This window comes from Gordonia westfalica, from assembly GCF_900105725.1.
Lineage (GTDB): Bacteria > Actinomycetota > Actinomycetes > Mycobacteriales > Mycobacteriaceae > Gordonia > Gordonia westfalica.
The window spans coordinates 1,479,590-1,498,048 of sequence record NZ_FNLM01000034.1; the positions used below are offsets into that span (position 1 = coordinate 1,479,590).

The 18,459-nt window shown below is 68.2% G+C and carries 16 protein-coding genes and 2 pseudogenes; 6 read left to right on the top strand and 12 right to left on the bottom strand.

Going from position 1 to position 18,459, the window contains the following annotated elements; genetic code table 11:
• The first annotated feature begins 89 nt into the window (after window positions 1–89).
• The 4 genes from BLU62_RS12205 to BLU62_RS12220 all read left to right on the top strand — a co-directional run bounded on the left by BLU62_RS12205 (window position 90) and on the right by BLU62_RS12220 (window position 4,477).
• Window positions 90–1,622 carry a DNA-3-methyladenine glycosylase 2 family protein gene (locus BLU62_RS12205; RefSeq protein WP_084811783.1) on the top strand — a complete coding sequence of 511 codons (1,533 nt, stop codon included), beginning with the start codon at window positions 90–92 and terminating at the stop codon, window positions 1,620–1,622.
• A gap of 83 nt (window positions 1,623–1,705) precedes the next feature.
• The gene (locus BLU62_RS12210) at window positions 1,706–2,278 is read left to right on the top strand and encodes a methylated-DNA--[protein]-cysteine S-methyltransferase (protein WP_084811784.1); all 573 of its coding nucleotides are present in this window, start codon (window positions 1,706–1,708) and stop codon (window positions 2,276–2,278) included.
• Between the two features lie 56 nt (window positions 2,279–2,334).
• Window positions 2,335–3,564 (top strand): DNA recombination protein RmuC, encoded by a 1,230-nt coding sequence (locus tag BLU62_RS12215; protein WP_074849854.1) that lies wholly within the window; start codon window positions 2,335–2,337, stop codon window positions 3,562–3,564.
• Between the two features lie 4 nt (window positions 3,565–3,568).
• The gene (locus BLU62_RS12220) at window positions 3,569–4,477 is read left to right on the top strand and encodes a DUF6542 domain-containing protein (RefSeq protein WP_208863630.1); all 909 of its coding nucleotides are present in this window, start codon (window positions 3,569–3,571) and stop codon (window positions 4,475–4,477) included.
• A 25-nt stretch (window positions 4,478–4,502) separates the two neighbouring features.
• Here the strand turns inward: BLU62_RS12220 and BLU62_RS12225 are convergent, their stop codons facing one another.
• From BLU62_RS12225 to trhO, 6 genes are all read right to left on the bottom strand, one after another.
• On the bottom strand, window positions 4,503–5,063 hold the full coding sequence (locus BLU62_RS12225) for a nucleosidase (RefSeq protein ID WP_074849856.1): 561 nt from the start codon (window positions 5,061–5,063) through the stop codon (window positions 4,503–4,505).
• 49 nt (window positions 5,064–5,112) lie between these two features.
• The gene (locus BLU62_RS12230; protein ID WP_074849857.1) at window positions 5,113–5,895 is read right to left on the bottom strand and encodes a fructosamine kinase family protein; all 783 of its coding nucleotides are present in this window, start codon (window positions 5,893–5,895) and stop codon (window positions 5,113–5,115) included.
• Window positions 5,892–6,815, bottom strand: a complete 924-nt coding sequence (locus BLU62_RS12235; protein WP_074849858.1) for an SDR family oxidoreductase — start codon at window positions 6,813–6,815, stop codon at window positions 5,892–5,894. The genes BLU62_RS12230 and BLU62_RS12235 overlap by 4 nt, the downstream gene beginning before the upstream one ends.
• 33 nt (window positions 6,816–6,848) lie before the next feature.
• Window positions 6,849–7,874, bottom strand: coding sequence for an N-acetylmuramoyl-L-alanine amidase (locus tag BLU62_RS12240; protein WP_074852866.1), 1,026 nt, complete (start codon window positions 7,872–7,874; stop codon window positions 6,849–6,851).
• Between the two features lie 221 nt (window positions 7,875–8,095).
• Window positions 8,096–9,160, bottom strand: coding sequence for a CobW family GTP-binding protein (locus BLU62_RS12245; RefSeq protein WP_074849859.1), 1,065 nt, complete (start codon window positions 9,158–9,160; stop codon window positions 8,096–8,098).
• Window positions 9,148–9,993, bottom strand: coding sequence for an oxygen-dependent tRNA uridine(34) hydroxylase TrhO (gene trhO, locus BLU62_RS12250; RefSeq protein ID WP_074849860.1), 846 nt, complete (start codon window positions 9,991–9,993; stop codon window positions 9,148–9,150). The genes BLU62_RS12245 and trhO overlap by 13 nt, the downstream gene beginning before the upstream one ends.
• 1,093 nt (window positions 9,994–11,086) lie before the next feature.
• Between trhO and BLU62_RS12260 the strand changes: the two genes are divergently transcribed.
• A complete protein-coding gene (locus tag BLU62_RS12260; protein WP_074849862.1) occupies window positions 11,087–11,431 on the top strand; it encodes a histone-like nucleoid-structuring protein Lsr2 in 345 nt (114 codons plus the stop codon).
• A 94-nt stretch (window positions 11,432–11,525) separates the two neighbouring features.
• Window positions 11,526–12,562 (top strand): annotated as a pseudogene (locus tag BLU62_RS12265) (PHP domain-containing protein).
• Here BLU62_RS12265 and BLU62_RS12270 read toward each other — a convergent pair.
• The 6 genes and pseudogenes from BLU62_RS12270 to BLU62_RS12295 all read right to left on the bottom strand — a co-directional run bounded on the left by BLU62_RS12270 (window position 12,516) and on the right by BLU62_RS12295 (window position 18,455).
• Window positions 12,516–13,756: pseudogene (locus BLU62_RS12270) on the bottom strand (cation:proton antiporter). The pseudogenes BLU62_RS12265 and BLU62_RS12270 sit on opposite strands and share 47 nt — an antisense overlap.
• 56 nt (window positions 13,757–13,812) lie before the next feature.
• Window positions 13,813–14,907 carry an LLM class flavin-dependent oxidoreductase gene (locus BLU62_RS12275; RefSeq protein WP_074849863.1) on the bottom strand — a complete coding sequence of 365 codons (1,095 nt, stop codon included), beginning with the start codon at window positions 14,905–14,907 and terminating at the stop codon, window positions 13,813–13,815.
• A 56-nt stretch (window positions 14,908–14,963) separates the two neighbouring features.
• A complete protein-coding gene (locus BLU62_RS12280) occupies window positions 14,964–16,043 on the bottom strand; it encodes an ABC transporter substrate-binding protein (RefSeq protein WP_074849864.1) in 1,080 nt (359 codons plus the stop codon).
• 41 nt (window positions 16,044–16,084) lie between these two features.
• Window positions 16,085–16,888: an ABC transporter ATP-binding protein gene (locus tag BLU62_RS12285; RefSeq protein WP_074849865.1), complete on the bottom strand. Its 804-nt coding sequence runs from the start codon at window positions 16,886–16,888 to the stop codon at window positions 16,085–16,087.
• A gap of 52 nt (window positions 16,889–16,940) precedes the next feature.
• A complete protein-coding gene (locus BLU62_RS12290) occupies window positions 16,941–17,789 on the bottom strand; it encodes an ABC transporter permease (protein WP_074849866.1) in 849 nt (282 codons plus the stop codon).
• Window positions 17,790–17,870: 81 nt separating this feature from the next.
• On the bottom strand, window positions 17,871–18,455 hold the full coding sequence (locus tag BLU62_RS12295; RefSeq protein WP_074849867.1) for a DUF1707 SHOCT-like domain-containing protein: 585 nt from the start codon (window positions 18,453–18,455) through the stop codon (window positions 17,871–17,873).
• Between the last annotated feature and the right edge of the window lie 4 nt (window positions 18,456–18,459).

Below are 18,459 nucleotides of genomic sequence, written 5' to 3' on the forward strand. Positions count from 1 at the left end.
AGGATTGTTACCCAGGTCACACATTCCAGTGGAGACGTCACGTCCGATTTCCGCCAGAACCGTTCGACCGAGGATGTCAGAGTGGACGGGTGACCACCGCATCCGTCGAACCGGCCGTCCCGGGCTCGGCTCCGGACTTCGATCGCTGCTACCGCGCCGTCAAGGCACGGGATGCACGCTTCGACGGCCAGTTCTTCGTCACCGTCCGGACCACCGGGATCTACTGCCGGCCGTCCTGCCCCGCACAGACCCCGCGGCCACAGAATGTCGCGTTCGTGCTGACCGCGGCCGCGGCCCAGCAGCAGGGCTACCGGGCCTGCCGGCGATGCGCACCCGACGCCGTCCCCGGATCACCGCTGTGGAACGTCAGCGCCGACATGTCGGCCCGCGCGATGCGCCTCATCGCCGACGGGGTCGTGGAACGAGAGGGTGTCGCCGGCCTCGCCGCACGGCTGAAGTATTCACCCAGGCATCTCAACCGCGTCCTCACCGACCACCTGGGTGCCGGTCCGCTCGCCCTCGCCCGCGCACACCGCGCGACCAACGCCCGGGTGCTCATCCAGTGCACCTCGTTGCCGATGTCCGACGTCGCCTTCGCCGCCGGCTTCTCCAGCATCCGGCAGTTCAACGACACCATCCGCGCAGTCTTCGGGCTCACCCCGACCGAGCTCAGAAGACTCCGCAGCCGCCGCTCCCGACCGCCCGCCGACGAGCCGTCGGCCCCGGGCAGTGTCACCCTGCGCCTGCCGTTCCGCGCGCCCTACCGCTGGCAGTGGATGCGATGGTTCCTGTCGGCGCACGCGGCGGCGGGGGTCGAGACGATCATCGACGATCCCGACGCGCCACTGGGCTGGCGGTTCCGGCGCGTCATCGCCCTTCCACACGGACCCGCGGTCGTCGAGATCGAACCCCACGACGACAACGTCGGCGTCGCCCTCTCCCATCTGGACATGCGCGACCTCGGCGCCGCGGTCAACCGGCTGCGCCGGCTCCTCGACCTCGACGCCGACATCACCGCCGCCGAGGAGACCCTCGCCGACGACCCGACGCTGCGCACCCTCATCGGCACCGCACCCGGATTGCGCGTGCCCGGCACTCTCGACGCCGACGAGACGATCTTCCGCACCATGCTCGGCCAGCAGGTCAGTCTCGCGGCCGCCCGGCATCAGATCGACCGGCTCGTCGATGCGCTCGGCGAACCGCTGCACGACTCGGACCCCACCGACCGCGACCACGTCCCGAAGGCATTTCCGACCGCGGCCGCCATCGCCGCCGGTGGACGAGATGTCCTGCGCGGACCGCGTCGTCGGATCGACGCCGTCATCGGGGTCGCCGAGGCCATCGCCGACGGCCGGGTGGAACCGCATGTGGGGGTCGATGCGTCTGATCTACGTGCGCAACTGATCGAGTTGCCCGGCATCGGCCCCTGGACCGCCGACATCGTCACCATGCGCGTGACCGGCGATCCCGACGTCCTGCTCGCGAACGACCTGGTCGTCGCCAAGGCCGCCGCCGACCTGGGACTGGACCTGCGCGACACACATCACTGGGCACCGTGGCGCTCGTACGCGACGATGCACCTGTGGCGACACCGCCTCGCCGGCGCCGGCGAAGACGTATGACGAGCGGACCCCAGATGACGCCTGATCCGATGACGGCTCACCTCACACCGATTCGACCCGAACCCCGACCCGACAGGAGCGACATGTCCGCACCGTCCCCCGCCGTCTCCGACGGCACGATCGACACCACCACCACCACCGCCGCCGGCACCGGTGGTTACGCCACCCTGGACACACCCAACGGTCCGTTCACCGTGATCGCCGACGACGTCGAGCGCGTCCTCGCCTCCGGGTGGACCGAAGACCCCGCCTACCTCTCCGCGCTCATCCACCGATCGTTGCGCCCGGAATCCCTGCAGCGTTCCGAAGCGCTCGGGAGACTCACCGACGCGGTGGCGGCGTACTACGCGGGCGAGGTCGATGCACCGGCCCGGGTCGAGGTGGTCCAGCTCTCCGGCGGCACCTTCCTGAACAAGGCCTGGGACGCTCTGCGTCTCGTCGATCCCGGCCGGCCGGTCACCTACACCGAGTTCGCCGAGCGCGCCGGGGAACCGGCAGCCGTCCGGGCCGCGGCGACCGCCTGCGCACGCAACGCGGCGGCGCTCTTCGTGCCGTGTCACCGCGTGAAGCGCAGCGACGGATCGCTGGGCGGCTTCCGCTACGGACTCGAGACCAAGAAGTGGCTGCTCGACTTCGAGGCTCCCGCCGAGGAGTGAACCGGCGCGACGGGAGCCCGGACGGTTTTGTCGGGGGCATCCGACACCATCGGGGCATGATCGCAGCAGCCCTGTCACTCGTGTTCGGCGTCCTGCTCGGCATCGCGCTGGGGTGGTGGGCGCATGCCGCGCGCAGCGCCGGGGTGGTCGCCGCTGCCCGCGCCGAGGTCGAGATGCTGCGCGAGGGCCGCAGTGAGGTGGCGTCGTCGTTGTCGTGGGCCACCGAGGATGCGGCACGACGCCAGTCCACCGCCATCGGTGGCCAGGTACAGCACATCGTGGAGCCGCTGCGCGCCACGCTCGCCCAGCTCTCCGACGAACTGCGCCGGGTGGAGTCCAATCGGATCGGCGCCTATGCGGGGCTCACCGAGCAGGTCCGCGGCATCCACGCGGCGTCCGTTGCGCTCAACGACCAGACCCGGCAGCTCGCGAACGCCCTGCACAGCTCCCATTCGCGCGGCCGCTGGGGCGAGGTGCAGCTCGAACGCGTCGTCGAGCTCGCCGGGATGACCAAACACTGCGATTTCAGTACTCAGGTGTCGCTGCCGGACAAGACGAAGGACGGCGCGACGGTCCGGCCCGACCTGGTTGTCCACCTCGCGGGCGGACGGGACATCGTCGTCGACGCCAAGGTCCCGCTCGACGCCTACCTGCGTGCCGCGGAGTCCACCGACGCCGCTGCCCGTGATCGCCTCATCGGCGAACACGCCCGGGCACTGCGCGGACACATCGCGCGACTCTCCGCGAAGGCCTACTGGACGGCCTTCGAGAACACGCCGGAGATGGTGGTGCTGTTCCTGCCGGCCGACGCGGTCCTCGAGGCCGCCGTGCGCACCGACCCCGACGTGCTCGAGTACGGCTTCGCCCGCAATGTGGTGATCGCCACCCCGACGACCCTCATCGCGCTGCTGCGGACCGTGGCCCTCGGCTGGCGTCACGACGCGATGGCCCGCGACGCCGCGGTCATCCACGCACTCGGCATGGAACTCCACCAGCGTCTCGCCGGTGTCCTCGGTCATCTCGGGACACTCGGCACATCACTGCAGCGCACCGTCGATGCCTACAACTCGACGATCGGGTCGGTCGAGAGCCGTTTGGGTGTCACCGCGCGCCGCCTGGCCGAACTCGACGCGTTGGGCGAGGTGAGCGAACCCCCACGGCCCCGGGTGATCCACGACACTTGCCGGTCGGCGGGATCTGTGGCGGCACCTGCGACTACATCGGCGGCCGCCTCCACGCCACGGTCCGGGGGTGGAGCGATTTCCGCCGATGAACCGGTACCGTGACCATGTGCCTTCCCCGCAACGTCTACAGACCGCGGTACCACTGGACCAGCAGTCCGTGATGCCCGCGGTCCGCGGTGTGCCGTGGTGGGGTGCCGTTCTCCTGGCAACCGGGATCACGGCCCTCGGAGCGGCGATCGATGCCGGCAGCAATGACTCGCTCGGCGGGATCTACAAGTTCTGCTATCTCGTCGGCTGCGTCGTCGCCGCCCTCGCAGTCCGTCGCCGCGCATTGTTCACCGCCGCCGCGCAGCCCCCGCTGATCGCGTTCTTCGTCGGCATCGTCACGCTGTACGGACTCAACTCCGAGCAGGCGTCGTCCGGCCTGAAGAGCCTGATCTTCAAGGTGCTGCTGCCGATCGCCGCCGATTTCCCCTGGATGCTGACGGTTTTCCTGGTCACGCTGGCGCTGGTTCTCGTGCGGTGGTTCCTGACCCGCGGCGAGGAGGACCAGAACTCCGGTGGCCGCACAAAGCCCACCGGCACCCGGAGCGCGTCGACGAGCCGGGCAAGCCGCGACAAGGCCGCTCGCGCGAAGACCGGGGAGCCGACCGAGCGCGCGACGACACATCGTCGAGCCAAGAGCAGCGCGGCCCAGACCGGCGCCGGGCAGACGAGCAAGTCGCCGACGAGCCGGTCGCGCCCCCAGCGGTCCCGTCCCAGCTCTGCGACGGAGCGCCCGTCCACGTCTGCGTCCGCGCGTACGGCGACCGTGGAACGGACCACCGCCCAGCGCACCCCGGCCGCGACGCGACCGACGGTCGCGGATCTCGCCGCGCCCGACCTCACCCCGTCCGACGCCCCGCTCTCGGGTCAGGCGGACGCTCCGCGCACCGAGCCCGCGCCGTCGGGCTTCCAGGCCTACGAGTCGGTCACGGACGCCGGCCCGGCGGGCGTCGCCGACACCCGTTCCTGACCTCGCATGGTGTCGTCGGTAGGCGTCAGCCGACGTTGAGTTCGATCCAGTGCCCCAGCTTGCGGGCCGCGGCGTCGACCAGATCGGGCCATTCCATCGCACCCTCGTCGGCGTTGTCGGTGACCGCCTTGACCAGCCGGCACGCGATGCCGAACTGCGCGCTCACATGGGCGACCGCGCATCCCTCCATGTCGACGAGGTCCGCGTGGCGTGCCAGCTCGGCCCGCCGGACCGGGTCGGCGACGAAGGTGTCCCCCGAGGCCAGCACGGTGCCGTCGCCGTCCGGGAGTTCCCAGCGGTCGGTCATCTCGTAGCCCATGGCCCGGAGTTCGGCACTGCTGATGTCGTGCTCGAGCACCGCCGAGGGGATGAACAGATCGCGGCCGGGACCGACGACGCCGTCGCGCAGCGCCCCCGCGGTGCCGATGTTGATCACCTGACGGACCGGTGCGCCGGCGGCGAGCTCGCGACTCAACGCCAACGTCGCCCGGACCTTGCCGATCCCGGTGACGAGCACCCGCGAACCCGCGGGCACATGCTGCGCCTCCGCTCGGGTCGCCGACACGATCAGGACACTCCCGGACACACCACTCCCACGCACACCGTCATCAGACACCGGGTGATTATCGCGTGCCTCATCCACGCGCGAGCGCCGAGGACGCCCGAGCGGCTCGACCCAGCGCCGTGCCGTAGCCCGGCCCGTGCCCGGCGGCGTGTACCGCGAGCGGGTGCAGCTGATGGACCGCGATCCTGTCCTGGCGACCCGGAACCAACGGATGCGTCTGCTGATAGCCGTCGATGATGTCGTCGAGCAGCGGACAGCCGAACAACGCGAGCATCGCGAGGTCGGTCTCCCGGTGGCCTCCGTGCGCCGCCGGATCGATCATCACGACGCCCGACGAGGTCCACAGCACGTTGCCGTTCCACAGATCGCCGTGGATGCGGGCCGGCGGTTCGTCGTCGTCGAACGCACCGCTCGCGATCAGCTCACAGGCGACGCGGACGGCGTCGGAATCCGCAGCGGTCAGATTGCCGGCCTCACGAGCCGGACGCAGATACGGTTCGACGCGTTCCCGGGCATAGAACTCGCCCCACGAGTCGTACTCGACGGAACTGAGGGTCCGCCGCCCGATGAACAACTGCCCGTCGAAACCGGCGGGTGGCGATCCGAAGTGCGGGGCACCCGCGTCGTGCATCCTCGCCAGCGCTGCGCCGAAGGCTCGAGCGGCCTCGCGGTCGGGACGCGTCGTGTCGAGGTTCTCGAGCTCGATGGCATCCTCGCTCACAGCGAGCACCTGTGCGACCGGCGCACCGGAATCGGCGAGCCAGCGGAGGCCTGCGGCCTCGGCTGCGAAGAAGTCCGGATGGCCGCCCGGCGGTCCGCTGCCCCGCATCGTCTTACGGAAGACGCGGGTCACTGCGCGGAATGGTGGTCGCGCGCCCGCGCCTCGAGCGAGCTGCCGCTGATCCGCGCGAGCTTGTCGAAACGGTCGTTGGCCACCCGCATCACGATCTCGTAGGGCAGGGCGAATTTCCGCGCCCACCAGTAGCCGAAACGGATGTCGAAGGAGGTGTAGACCATGAAGCGGTTCTTGCGGATTCCCTTGAGGATCGCCGCGGCGGCGGTCTCCGGAGACACCGCGACCTTGTGGAAGTTGTTGATGGCGGCCTTGACTCGCGGATCGTCGCGATCGACGCCGACGATCTCGACGGTGTCGACGAGCGGGGTGTCCACGCCGCCCGGGCACACCAGCGACACCCCGATACCGTGCCGTCGCAGGTCGAATCGCAAGACCTCCGAGACGCCGCGGATCCCGAACTTGCTGGCGCTGTACGCGGCGTGCCAGGGCAGGGCGAGCAGCCCCGCGGCCGAGGACACGTTCACGATGTGTCCGCCACTCCCCCGGCGGACCATCTGCGGCACAAAGCATTCGATGATATGGATCGGGCCCATCAGGTTGACGTCGACCAGTGACCGCCAATGCTTGTGCTCGAGGTTCTCCACCGTGCCCCACGCTGAGATCCCGGCGACGTTCATCACGACGTCCATCACGCCGACCTCGGCGTCGACCTGCCGCGCGAAGCCGGCCACCCAGTCGTAGTCGGAGACGTCGCCGGCAACGTGGTACAGCACCGTGCCGTCGGCCCGGAGGATCCCGGCGACGACCTCGTCGAGCTGATCGGCATGTAGGTCGGTGAGCACGAGTTCGGCCCCCTGGGCGGCGGCCGCCTCGGCGGTCGCCCGCCCGATCCCGCTCGCCGCGCCGGTGATCAGCACCTTGCGTCCGTGCAGCGACGGCACGGGTGTGTCCATCACCAGGAGATCTCGAATGCCCATGGGGCCGAGGTTAGCCGCCGGAGGCGGGCATGCTCAGCCGATCGGCAGCTTCCCGTCGAACAGTCCGTACAGGATCGTCAGCATCGCCTTGAGGACCTGCGCCGACACGTCCTGACCCTGGGTGGCCAGCAACTGCACGACGGCCTCGGGTTCCTCGGTGGCGAGGAGCTGCTGGACGAACGGGATCACCACGGACAGACCGCTCGCGTCGTCGGCCAGCGGCACCGAAGGCGCGGGTGCGGCGCCCGTCGCCGCATTGCCGTTGACGTACTTCAGGATGCCGTCGGTGATGGCCATCGCGTACTTCAGCTGCCCGTCGCGTCCGGCCAGCGCGGCTGCCTCGGCGGGATTGGAGAGGTTGCCCATCTCGATGAAGACGGCGGGCACCTTGGTCAGGTTGACCGCCGCGATGTCCGGACGCGTCTGGATGCCGTTGTTCACGCCCGCGTAGTTGGCCGACGGGAAGCCGGCCGCGAGGAAGGAGTCGCGCATGATCGACGACGCCTTGCGGCCCTCACCCGACTGCACGCGGTTCACCGTGGCGTCCGGGATCGGCAACGACGGCACGATCATGTGGAAGCCCTTCTTGGCGCCGTCCGCCCCGCGACTCGTCGAATCGGCATGGAGGCTCACCGCCACCGCTGCGCCGGACCGGCTCGCCGCGGCGGCGCGTTCGTCCACGCAGCCGCCCCAGCCCGTGTCGTCGGGCCGGCTGAGCACGACGCGGGCGCCCTGGCTCTCCAGGCCGGCCTTCACCAGCTGGGTGATCTGCCAGTTCACGGTGTGCTCCTTGGCACCGTTCACCCCGGTCGCGCCGGTGGTCTGGCAGTTCTTCTTGCCGCCGCGTCCGTCGGGCACCTGCGCGGCGAGGTTGCGGCCGGCCGCGCTCGCCTGGTGTCCCGGGTCCAGGAAGACCGTCTTTCCCGCCAACGCGGTCCCGCGGGCCGGCGCGGCCTGGGCCGGCGCCACCACCAGGTTCGACGCCATCACGGTCGACGCCACCGCGGCCACGGCGAGAGCGGTCGTCATCGTGCGCTTCTTCATCATCTTCTGGAACATCGGCGTTTCGAGGCGACGACCGCGCATCTCAGCTCTGGTCATTCACCTCACTCCTCCCGTTTGGCACCATTGGTCACACTGGTCACAGACTTAACAGTGAAACAGGGTGGGCGGAGTTTGCGAAATGCGCGACCTGGGCGTTCACGATTTCGTTAGCCAGATGTGACATCCGGCCCGGCGTGTCGCGTGATCCACGACACAGGTGTCGCGGCGAGCCCGCCTCAGGCAGGCACGTGACGTAGGACGCTGAGGATGCCGTGTTCGTCCGCCGCATCCTCCGGACGCGCGATAGCGGCCCGGAGTTCGGCGGTCACGGCGTCCGGGTCGAGGCCGCGACCGATCGCGACGAGTTCGGTCGACGGGGCCTGCGCCTCCCACGACTCGCGGTGCACCCGGACGAAACCGCCGACACCGTGGACGACGAACTTCTGGCGATACCGCGGCAGATCGAAGTGCACGATGCCCTTGATCCGGAAACAGCCGCTCGGTGGGCGTTCGAGGAACCGTGCGAGTCGACGCGGGTCGAGCGGTTCGTCACTGGAGAAGGTGACGGCCTCGTATCCGGCGTGCAGGTGTTCGTGATCGGAGTGGTCGCGATCTTCGAGAAGCAGTTCGTCGAGGGTGAGCTGGCCACTTCGAGGTTCGTCGGCGGCGGCGGACTCGTCGATGTCGAACAGGAGCGCGGGGTCGATCCGGGCGTCCTGCGTCACCATCGCCGCGGCGGTCGGATTCAGCTGCGCGACAACCCCTTCGACGATCCGCAGCTCCTCGTCGGAGATCAGGTCGGCCTTGTTGACCAGGATGAGATCGGCAATCGCGATGTGCGCGTCGACCTCTGGGTGTTCCTCACGGAGCGCGCCGATGTGCGCGGCGTCGACGACGTAGACCAGACCGCCGTAGCGGAGGCGGGGGTCCGGTACGGCCGTGACCATCCGGATGAGCGACTTCGGTTCGGCGATGCCGCTGGCCTCGATGACGATCGCGTCGATCCGCGCGCTCGGCCGGACCAGGGAGGTCAACGCGTCGGCGAGACCGTCGGCGTCGACCGTGCAGCACATGCACCCGTTGCTCAGGCTCACCGCACCGTCGGCCTGGGCGGAGACCAGCAGCGCGTCGATGTTGACCGATCCGAAGTCGTTGACCAGTACACCCAGTCTCGTCCCGCCGGCTCCCGCGCTGCGGAGCAGATGATTGAGCAGCGTGGTCTTGCCCGACCCGAGGAACCCGGCGACGACGATCACCGGAACCGGCGGCCGAGCCGATCGGGACGCGTTCAGGCCAGGCATGCCGGGCAGATTACGGCGAGGTCCCGGCCCTCGCGGTCGGGATGGTTTGCGACGTTGTTGGTCGATCCCCCGCATTCGACGCATTCCCCGAGCACCTCGGCATGATCGGAGAACTCCGTGCTCATCCGACTGTCGAAGACGTAGAGCGAACCCCGCCAGAGACCTTTGTCGCGGTAGCGCTCGCCATATCGCACGATGCCGCCGTCGAGTTGATAGACCTCGTTGAATCCTCTGTTGCGCATCACCGTGCTCAGGACCTCGCAGCGGACGCCCCCGGTGCAGTAGGTGACCACCGGACGATCTTTGAGGTGGTCATAGGCCCCGCTCTCGATCAGCGGGATGAAGTCGCGAGTGGTCTGCGCCTTGGTGACGACCGCCCCGTCGAACCGGCCGACCTGCGCCTCTATCTCGTTCCGGCCGTCGAAGAAGACGACCTCGTCACCGCGCTCGTCGACCAGCTGGTGAATCTCCTCCGGCGACAGCCGGGTACCCCCGCCGACCACGCCGTTCTCGTCGACGACGATCTCGTCGGGAACACCGAAGGTCACGATCTCCGGCCGCACCTTCACGTTCAGGCGCGGGAAATCGTCGCCGGTGCCGTCGGACCATTTGATGTCCGCGTCGGCGAACCCGGCATATGAACGGGTTGCCCTGACGTAGCGTTTGACCGCGGCGATGTCGCCACCGACGGTGCTGTTGATTCCGTGTCGTGACACGATGATCCTGCCCCGCAACCCGAGCGACTCGCACACCGACAGCTGCCACAACCGAATGGCTTCCGGATCGGGCAGCGGGACGAAGACGTAGAACAGAACGATCTTGGGGGTCGACACAATGCAAGGGTACGGAAATCGACCACGGCGGCCCGTACCCGTCCCCCGCCGGCGGTCGGCCCATTTCGGCCGTGTGATCTGCGCTTCGTTCGCAATCGTGGCAACCGCGACAATCGTGACCGTCGCGGGGTGTTCGTTACCCACCGACACCGCGCCTTCACGAATCGTCATTCCACCGACCGACGAACTGTCCACCCTCACCGAGGTCGAGTCGGCGTCCACCACATCCACCACGGGTGAGGACAGGGCACAGAATCTTCCCGATTGGACAATTGGCCGAGTAGTGGCATTGGCCCCCCGGGTCGACAATTCTCGATTCCACCAGGGTTCGGTGACTCCGGATTCACCCATCCAGGACTCGTCCGGCTTCCATTTCTCGACGCCCGATCGATCAGTCAATTGCTCGACGGGGACCAACGGGTCGTCGACGCTGGCCTGCCGTATCAACGACGGGGGCAACCCGGGGCCCTCGACTCGACGCAGCCGTCCGGCGGAGGCATCGTCCTCCTGCGACTGGGCGGCCGATTACGCGATCCTCAGTTCTGATGGTCCGCAGCACGGCGCCTGCGCCAATCGCTATCCCGTTCTCTATCGGTCTTCAATAGTCGACTTCGGGTACACGATTTCCATTTCGCGATTCTCGTGCCTTGTCGAGACTGTCGGCTTGTTCTGTCTCGAATCCCGTTCGAAATCGGGATTCTCGGTGACCGACAGCGGTTACCGAACGATCTATGCCGCTGATCGTGCACCTGAAGCCCTCGTGGCACTCACGCCTGAAGAAACGGACGAATCAGCACGAAGTGCGACGACCATCACGTCTTCAACTCGGACATCACGGACGTCACCTCCCGCCGATGCACCCCGAACGCGGTCGTCGAACAGCAGTACAGTGCCAACTCCCTAAGAATTCTCGTGTCCCGACTTCCCTGAATCATTTCGATACTTTATGGTCTAGGCGGGGGTTCTCAGCGGCTACTCATAGTTTGGGTCTAAGCTGTGCACCGAAGAATAGATCAAAACGGTACGGATAAGGTTTAACAGACCATCCACGGCCGGGTTGGTCGCATGACACAAATCGAGGGGAAAGCGTTTCATGGCGAAGAAGGAAATCGTTCAGGTCATCGACGATCTCGACGGCAAGGTTTTGGATCAGTACGAAACTGTTCGATGGTCACTCGACGGCAAGAATTACGAGTTCGACACTTCGTCGAAGCACGCTCAGCAATTCCGTGATTCGCTCTCGAAGTACCTCGACATCTCGCGCCAGACCGGCCGGGTCGCCAAGCGCGCGACGGCCACCACCGCTGCTGCCGGCGGCGGGCGCAACAAGGAGACCACCAAGGCGATCCGCGAATGGGCCATCCGCGAGGGCTACGAACTCAGCGACCGCGGCCGCATCCCGCAGAGCATCATCGAGGCCTTCGAGGCCGCTCACTGACCGGTCCCGCGTGAGGAACTCCTCGCCCGTCCCGGCCTACCGCCCGGCTGCACATCGTGCGCCGGGCGGTAGGCGTCTGTGACCGGGGCGCCGGATGAAACCGCTCGAACCGCTCACCTCCCCGGTCGACCCGGTGGAGGCGCTGACCCGGATCTCCTGGCTCCTCGAGCAACGACGGGAGAGCACCTACCGGGTGGAGGCGTTCCGGCGCGCCGCCCAGGCCGCGGCCCGGCTCTCACCGGACGACCTGCGGACGAGCCGGTCGCTCACCACGGTGAAGGGCATCGGGAAGACCACGGCCGCCGTCATCGGGCAGGCCGTCGACGGCCGGGTCCCGGAGTACCTCGCCCGGCTCCAGGACGAGGACCCGCCGTACCCGCCGGAGGGCGCCGACGATCTGGTCACCGCCGTCGTCGGCGATCTCCACGCACACACCGAGTGGAGCGACGGCGGAGCGCCCATCGACGAGATGGCTTCTGCCGCACAGGCCATGGGGCATGAGTGGCTGGCGATCACCGACCACTCGCCGCGCCTGACCGTCGCCAACGGATTGAGCGCCGACCGGCTGGCCGCCCAGATCGAGGTGATCGACGAGTGGAACAGCGCGCAGGACAACAGTTTCCATCTCCTCAGGGGTATCGAGATCGACATTCTCGACGACGGCGCGCTCGACCAGTCCGACGAGATGATCGACCGCCTCGACATCGTGACCGCCTCCGTCCACTCACACTTACGGATGGACCACGACGCTATGACGGCGCGGCTCGTCAACGCGGTCTCCGACCCTCGGGTCCATGTGCTCGGTCACTGCACCGGCCGGCGGGTGCTCAGCGGACGCGGCCACCGGCCCCGTCGACCTTCGACGCCCGCGCCGTCTTCGACGCATGCGCGGCGAATGACACGATCGTGGAGATCAATTCGCGTCCGGAGCGCGTGGACCCGCCCGACGAGCTGATCGAGATCGCGCTCGACGCGGGATGTCTGTTCGCGATCGACTCCGACGCGCACGCGCCCGGCCAGCTCGAGTTCAAGGTCCTGGGTGCGCGTCGAGCGGTGGAGCACGACATCGACCCGGACCGGATCGTCACGACGTGGTCGTCGGATCGGTTGCTGGAGTGGATTTCCCGATGAGCCGACCGGCCAGCGGGAACAGCAGGACCGTCGTCGCGCCGGCAGCCACCAGCGTGGAGGCGAGCGCAGCCGAGATCAGCTCCGACGACACCGCGACCTCGGTGACCGCCACGATGATCGGCAGGCCGGTCGCGGCGAACAACGCCAACTGACCCCGTTCGCGCCGGTGGCGCAGGAAGTGACCGTCGTCGAGATAGCGTGCGCTGAACCAGACCGGGACGCCGCGGGCTATGGCGATGGCCAGCACCAGAACCACCCAGGTGCCGGGCTCGGACGCGACCGCGGACACGTCGATGTTCATCCCGGAGGTGACGAAGAAGATCGGGATGAGCACTCCGAACCCGATGACCTCCAGCGACTTACCGACATGGGGATGCTCCGGTCCGATGAGTCGCCGGAGGATCAATCCCGCCGCGAACGCCCCCAGCACGACGTCGAGGTCGAAGACCGCGGCCACCGTCATGAGGGAGACGAGCAGCAGGACGACGACGCGCACCGGCAGCTGCACGGTTCCACCGGCCATCTGGCTGATCGCCGTCCCGAGACCCGGGATGCGCGCGAGGATGCGTTGGGGGCAGCCGCGATCAGCAGGGCGGCCAGTACGAAGAGCACCAGCACGATCACCGCACCACCGAAACTCCGGCTGGTGAGCAGTAGCGACATCGCGAGAACCGGTCCGAGTTCGCCGACCGCGCCGTGCGCCATCACGGCACGACCCAGGCGGGTGTTGTCGAGGCCGGCCTGTTTGAGGATGGGCAGCAGGGTGCCGAGCGCGGTCGAGGTGAGGGTGATCGCGATGGCGATGTGGGCGGTGAACCCGGCTTCGCCCAGCCCCAGCGCGAGGGTGGTGGCCACCAGAGCCACCGACCCCCAGGCGATGAGGAGGCTCACCAGCCAGGACGCCTGCGCGACACGACCGGGTCTGCCGCTCAACAGCTTCGGGTCGAGTTCGTAGCCCGCCAGCAGGAACAGCATGCCCAGGCCCAGTTGGCTGAGCATGTCGATGCCGGTGCGGTCCGCCCAGCCGAGCGCGTGCGGACCGATGATGATCCCGAAGCCCAGCAACAGCACGGCGTCGGGCACGTAGCCGCGGGACAGCTTCGACAGCAGTGGCGACACCGCCGCGATGAGGACGATCCAGAACAGCGACACGATCACCGAGGTGTCGGGGGACGCGGACTCGGCGAGAATCATGCAGAACATCCTGGCACGACGCCACCAGTGTCACGTCGCTGCCACCGTGTCACGGCTCACGCCAGGGCGTCGACCCTCTCCCGGATCACGGGGAGGACGCCCTCGGCGAACCAGTGGGCCTCCTCGATGTGCGGGTAGCCCGAGAGGATGAAGTGCTCGAATCCCTGCGCCTCGTATTCGCCGATCAGCGAGGCGACTTCGTCGTAGCTGCCGACGAGGGCGGTGCCCGCACCTCCGCGGATCAGCCCGACGCCGGCCCAGAGTCCCGGATGGATCTCGAGGGCGTCGCGTCGACCGCCGTGGAGTTCGGCCATCCGGCGCTGACCCGTCGAATCCGAAACCGAGTGCAGCGCGAACGCGGTCGCGACCTCCTCGTCGGTGATCCCCTGCAGCAGCGCGTCGGCGACCCGCCACGCTTCCTCGGAGGTCTCCCGCGCGATGACGTGCAGGCGCACACCGTATTCCAGCGTCCGGCCCACTGCGGCGGCGCGTCGTGCGACCTCGGCGATCTTCTCCCCCGCCACCGCGGGCGGTTCGCCCCACGTCAGGTACACCTCGGCGCGCGCGGCCGCGACGGTCAGCGCCGGATCCGACGATCCGCCGAAGAACACCTGCGGCTTCGACTCGGGCGGGTCCGGCAGGAAGGCACCGGCGATCTTGTAGAACTCGCCGTCGAAATCGACCGTCTCGCCGGTCCACAGCCGCTCGACGATCTCCAGGAACTCGTCGGTGCGCGAGTACCGGCGGTCGTGGTCGACCCAGTCGCCGAATCGGCGCTGCTCCACCTCGTCGCCGCCGGTCACGATGTTCACCGCGACCCGGCCGCCGGAGAACCGCTGCAGGGTCGCGGTCTGTTGTGCCGCCAGGGTCGGCGAGATGAGTCCCGGCCGGAAGGCGACCAGGAACGACAGCTTCTCGGTGTGGGTGATCGCCGCCGCGGTGGTGAGCCAGGCGTCCTCACACCAGGTTCCGGTCGGGGTCAGCACGCTCTCATAGCCGAGTCGGTCCGCGGCGCGAGCGACGTCGATCAGGTACGGCAACTCCGGCGCGCGGTAGCCCGGCGGGTGCCGCTTGGTGGCCGAGGCATGCGATGCCCCGACGATCCCGCGGCTGTCACCGGCGGTGGGCAGGAACCAGTGGAAACGGCTCATCGATCAGACTTCCCTTCCAGACGGGTGGGTCGTGCCGGATGGTTCGAGACGTTCGGTCAGGATGCGGGTTCCGCGAAGTACTCCGTCAGCGCCCCGTCGTAGCGGTTGTCGACGAAGGCGGCGAAGTCGACCTCACCCTGCAGCTGTCCCGACTCGGCGAAGGCGTCGGCGAGCTTTTGCAGGGATTCGACGACGCTGCCGTCCAGCGGGACCGCCGGTCGGAGGCTGCGCCCCTGGGCGACCTTGCCGGCACGCGGGTCGATGCCGATCTCGGCCGAGTACTTCTCCGCCCACACATCGGGATTGGCCTTGGCCCAGTTGCCGGCGCGCGCGATACCGGCCACCAGTTCGCGTACCGCGGTGTTGCGTCGCGGGTCGGCGAGCGCCTGGTCGCCGGCGATGCCGAATCCGTAACCGTTGGAGACGCCTTCGGCGGTGACCAGGGTCTTCGGATTGTTCTCCAACTGCACGATCGCGGTGTACGGGTCCCAGATGGCCCAGGCGTCGACGTTGCCGGAGGTGAACGCGGACAGCGCGTCTGCGGGCTGCAGGAACACCGGCTCGACGTCCTTGCCGGGGCCGAGGGTCAGGTTGGCCTTGTTGAGCTGCAGCAGCAGGTGTCCGTGTGCGGAGCTGCCCTTGGCGACGGCGACCTTCTTTCCGGCGAGATCGGCGACCGAGGTGAGAGTCGAGTTCCCCGGGATCAGGATGGCGTCGCCGGACGCATTGTTCGAGAAGGCGGCCACGACCTTGACCTTCGCGTTCGACGCGGCGCCGAAGATGGGCGGGGTGTTGCCGGTGACGGCGAAGTCGATCTTGCCCGCGGTGGCCGCCTCGATCTGCGGCGGTCCCGACGTGAAGGTGGAGAAATCGACCGTGAACGGCAGCTTCTCGAGTTCACCGGAAGCACGCAGAAGCGCTGCGGTGCCGCCCTTCTGATCACCGACGTGGAGCGTGAGGTCTTGCAGCGAGGAGACGTCGACGGTCTCGTCGGCGATCGAGTCGGTGGCATCGTCCCGCTGGACGCAGCCGGCCAGGCCCACTGTCAGTGCGGCGGTGACGAGCACGGCGGCGAGGACGCGTCGGCCGGAGGGTCTGGGACGAGACGGGCGTGCGGGAACGTCGGAGTTCGTCATGGCGAGGTGCTTTCGGTGTCGGAGTACAGGTGGGTGAACGGTCAGTGCGCGGGCTCGGCGACGCCGAGCGCGGTGAGGAGTTCGGCACGCAGCCGCGGGATCTCGGGATCGACGATGTCGTCGGAGCCGTCGCCCCGGCCGGCGGCGCCGCGCGGGTTGGGGACGGCGATGTCCTCGACGATGCGGCCGTCGGCCAGCACGACGACACGATCGGCGAGTCGGAGTGCCTCGTCGACGTCATGGGTGACGAGCAGTGCGCCGAACCGGTTGTCGCGCCAGAGCGAGATCAGGAGCTCGTGCATGGTGCGGCGGGTCAGTGCGTCGAGCGCGCCGAACGGTTCGTCGAGCAGCAGGAGTTGCGGCCGTGCGACCAGGGCGCGGGCGAGCGAAACACGTTGCGCCTGACCACCCGACAGCTGCGCCGGCCAGGCGCCGGTCTTGTCGGTCAGACCGACCTCGTCGAGGGTTGTGCGGGCGCGCTCCTTGGCCTCGGACTTGCCGACCTTCTCCCGGACCAGACCGAAACCGACGTTCTGCAGCACGGTGCGCCACGGGAAGAGGCGTGGTTCCTGGAACGAGACCGCGGGGTAACCGGCGGTGCGCACGGTGCCGGTTTCGGTCTGGGAGAGACCGGCGAGCAGACGCAGCAACGTGGACTTGCCGCTGCCGCTGCGCCCGATGAGCGCGACGATCTCGTGCGCGCCGACGCGGAGGGTCACGTCGCGCAGGACGGGGTTGTCGCCGTAACTGAGGCTCGCGTTGTCGACCTCGGCGGCGTAGGTGGCCGTCTCCCCCGGGGCGGAGGAGGCGGTGACCTCGAGGTCGCGGGTGGCGATGGCGGTCATGACTGAGGCTCTCCTGGTCGGGATGGTCTCGGATGGTCTGGTGTGTTGTACGTCAACGGTTCTGGTACCGGGTGGTGTAGCGCTCGAGGGCGCGCACGATGGCGTCGGTGATCAAACCCAGTGCGGCGTAGACGATCAGGCCGAAGAAGATGATGTCCGTGCGGAGGAAGTCCCGGGCATTGTTGATCAGGTATCCCAGGCCGGAGGTCGCGGCGATCTGTTCGGCGACGATCAGGCTGAGCCAGGCGATCGCGAGGGCCTGGCGGAGACCCACCAGGATCTGCGGCATCGCGCCGGGGACGATGAGGTCGCGGATGGTGGTCAGTCTCGAGAATCCCAGCACCCGTGCGGTTTCGACGAGCTTGGGGTCGATCTGCCGGATGGCGGCCGAGGTGTTGAGGTACAGCGGGAACAGCGCGCCGAGGGCGACGAGCAACACCTTGGGCATCTCCCCGATGCCGAACCAGAGGATGAAGAGCGGGATCAGTCCGAACAGCGGAAGTGCTCGGATTGCCTGCATGTTGGGGTCGACGATCGAGTCCGCGTACTTGCTCAGCCCGACGAGCAGGCCGAGCCCGACGCCGATGAGAACACCGATGGTGAGTCCGATCGCCACGCGCTGCGCGGATGCCGCGATGGCGTCGAGGAGGTGACCGTTGGACAGCACCTCCCACCCGGCCTCGGCGATCAGCGATGGCGCGGGAAGCCGGTCCTGCGGGATGATCCCGAGTGCACTGCCGACCTGCCAGATGATGAGGACGGCGACGGGCGACAACGCCCGGATCACGGTGTGCAGACGCCGACTCTTCGTCTTCGCTTGCGCGGATGACGAATTCGCGGAGTCGGATTCGCCGGATACACGTACTCCGGACGCGCTGATGCTCAGGGTCTGGTCGGCCACGGGCCCGACGCTACGAACCGAGGCGGGGTCGGCGACACCCTTGAGTTCAGTCTGAGCGCAACTCCGCAATCGCGTTTCAGGTCAGGTACGGCGGATGTTCACCGAACTCATGCCCGACGCCGACCCGATCAACTCGATGACCGCTCCCCCGGGTCGCGTGGGTGCACCGGCCTTGTCCTTGACCTTCGACCATCCGGACAGGTGGAGATCGGTGTATCGCACCTCGTGGTCGGGCCCGACCCTGACTTTCACCGTCGACACCGACACCTGCAACTGCACCGATGTCGACGGTCCGGTGAATCGCGCCGCGGTGAAATCCAGATCGACGGTGCCGACGGACGCGGTCGCGACGATCGAGGGCGGAACCTCCCACACGCCCTTGCGCCGGACCTCACTCCAGTCGGCGTCGAGGTGCAGCGGTTCATACGCAGGCCCCGCGGACGCTGCGACCGCCGGCGCGGGGAACAGCATCGTGGCGCTGGGCAGGTCCTCGAGAACCTTGCGGAGCTCGCGCCGGGTCTTGGCGGCGTACACCAGTCCCGATCGATCCTCGAACTCCGCTATCTCCAGATATCCCGACGAGAAGGAGTCGTTGAGCAATGTGATCGCGCGCTCGCGCTCAGGGTTCCCGACCCGGAGATCGTCGTCGGAGTGGCGGTCGACCATGTAC

Bases quoted from the DNA above. Each gene is read 5' to 3' on its own strand.
- BLU62_RS12285 (WP_074849865.1), bottom strand. From the start codon at position 16,888: ATGACCGCCATCGCCACCCGCGACCTCGAGGTCACCGCCTCCTCCGCC.
- BLU62_RS12260 (WP_074849862.1), top strand. From the start codon at position 11,087: ATGGCGAAGAAGGAAATCGTTCAGGTCATCGACGATCTCGACGGCAAG.
- BLU62_RS12275 (WP_074849863.1), bottom strand. From the start codon at position 14,907: ATGAGCCGTTTCCACTGGTTCCTGCCCACCGCCGGTGACAGCCGCGGG.
- BLU62_RS12235 (WP_074849858.1), bottom strand. From the start codon at position 6,815: ATGGGCATTCGAGATCTCCTGGTGATGGACACACCCGTGCCGTCGCTG.
- BLU62_RS12240 (WP_074852866.1), bottom strand. From the start codon at position 7,874: ATGTTCCAGAAGATGATGAAGAAGCGCACGATGACGACCGCTCTCGCC.
- BLU62_RS12245 (WP_074849859.1), bottom strand. From the start codon at position 9,160: ATGCCTGGCCTGAACGCGTCCCGATCGGCTCGGCCGCCGGTTCCGGTG.
- BLU62_RS12215 (WP_074849854.1), top strand. From the start codon at position 2,335: ATGATCGCAGCAGCCCTGTCACTCGTGTTCGGCGTCCTGCTCGGCATC.
- BLU62_RS12280 (WP_074849864.1), bottom strand. From the start codon at position 16,043: ATGACGAACTCCGACGTTCCCGCACGCCCGTCTCGTCCCAGACCCTCC.
- BLU62_RS12295 (WP_074849867.1), bottom strand. From the start codon at position 18,455: ATGGTCGACCGCCACTCCGACGACGATCTCCGGGTCGGGAACCCTGAG.
- BLU62_RS12210 (WP_084811784.1), top strand. From the start codon at position 1,706: ATGTCCGCACCGTCCCCCGCCGTCTCCGACGGCACGATCGACACCACC.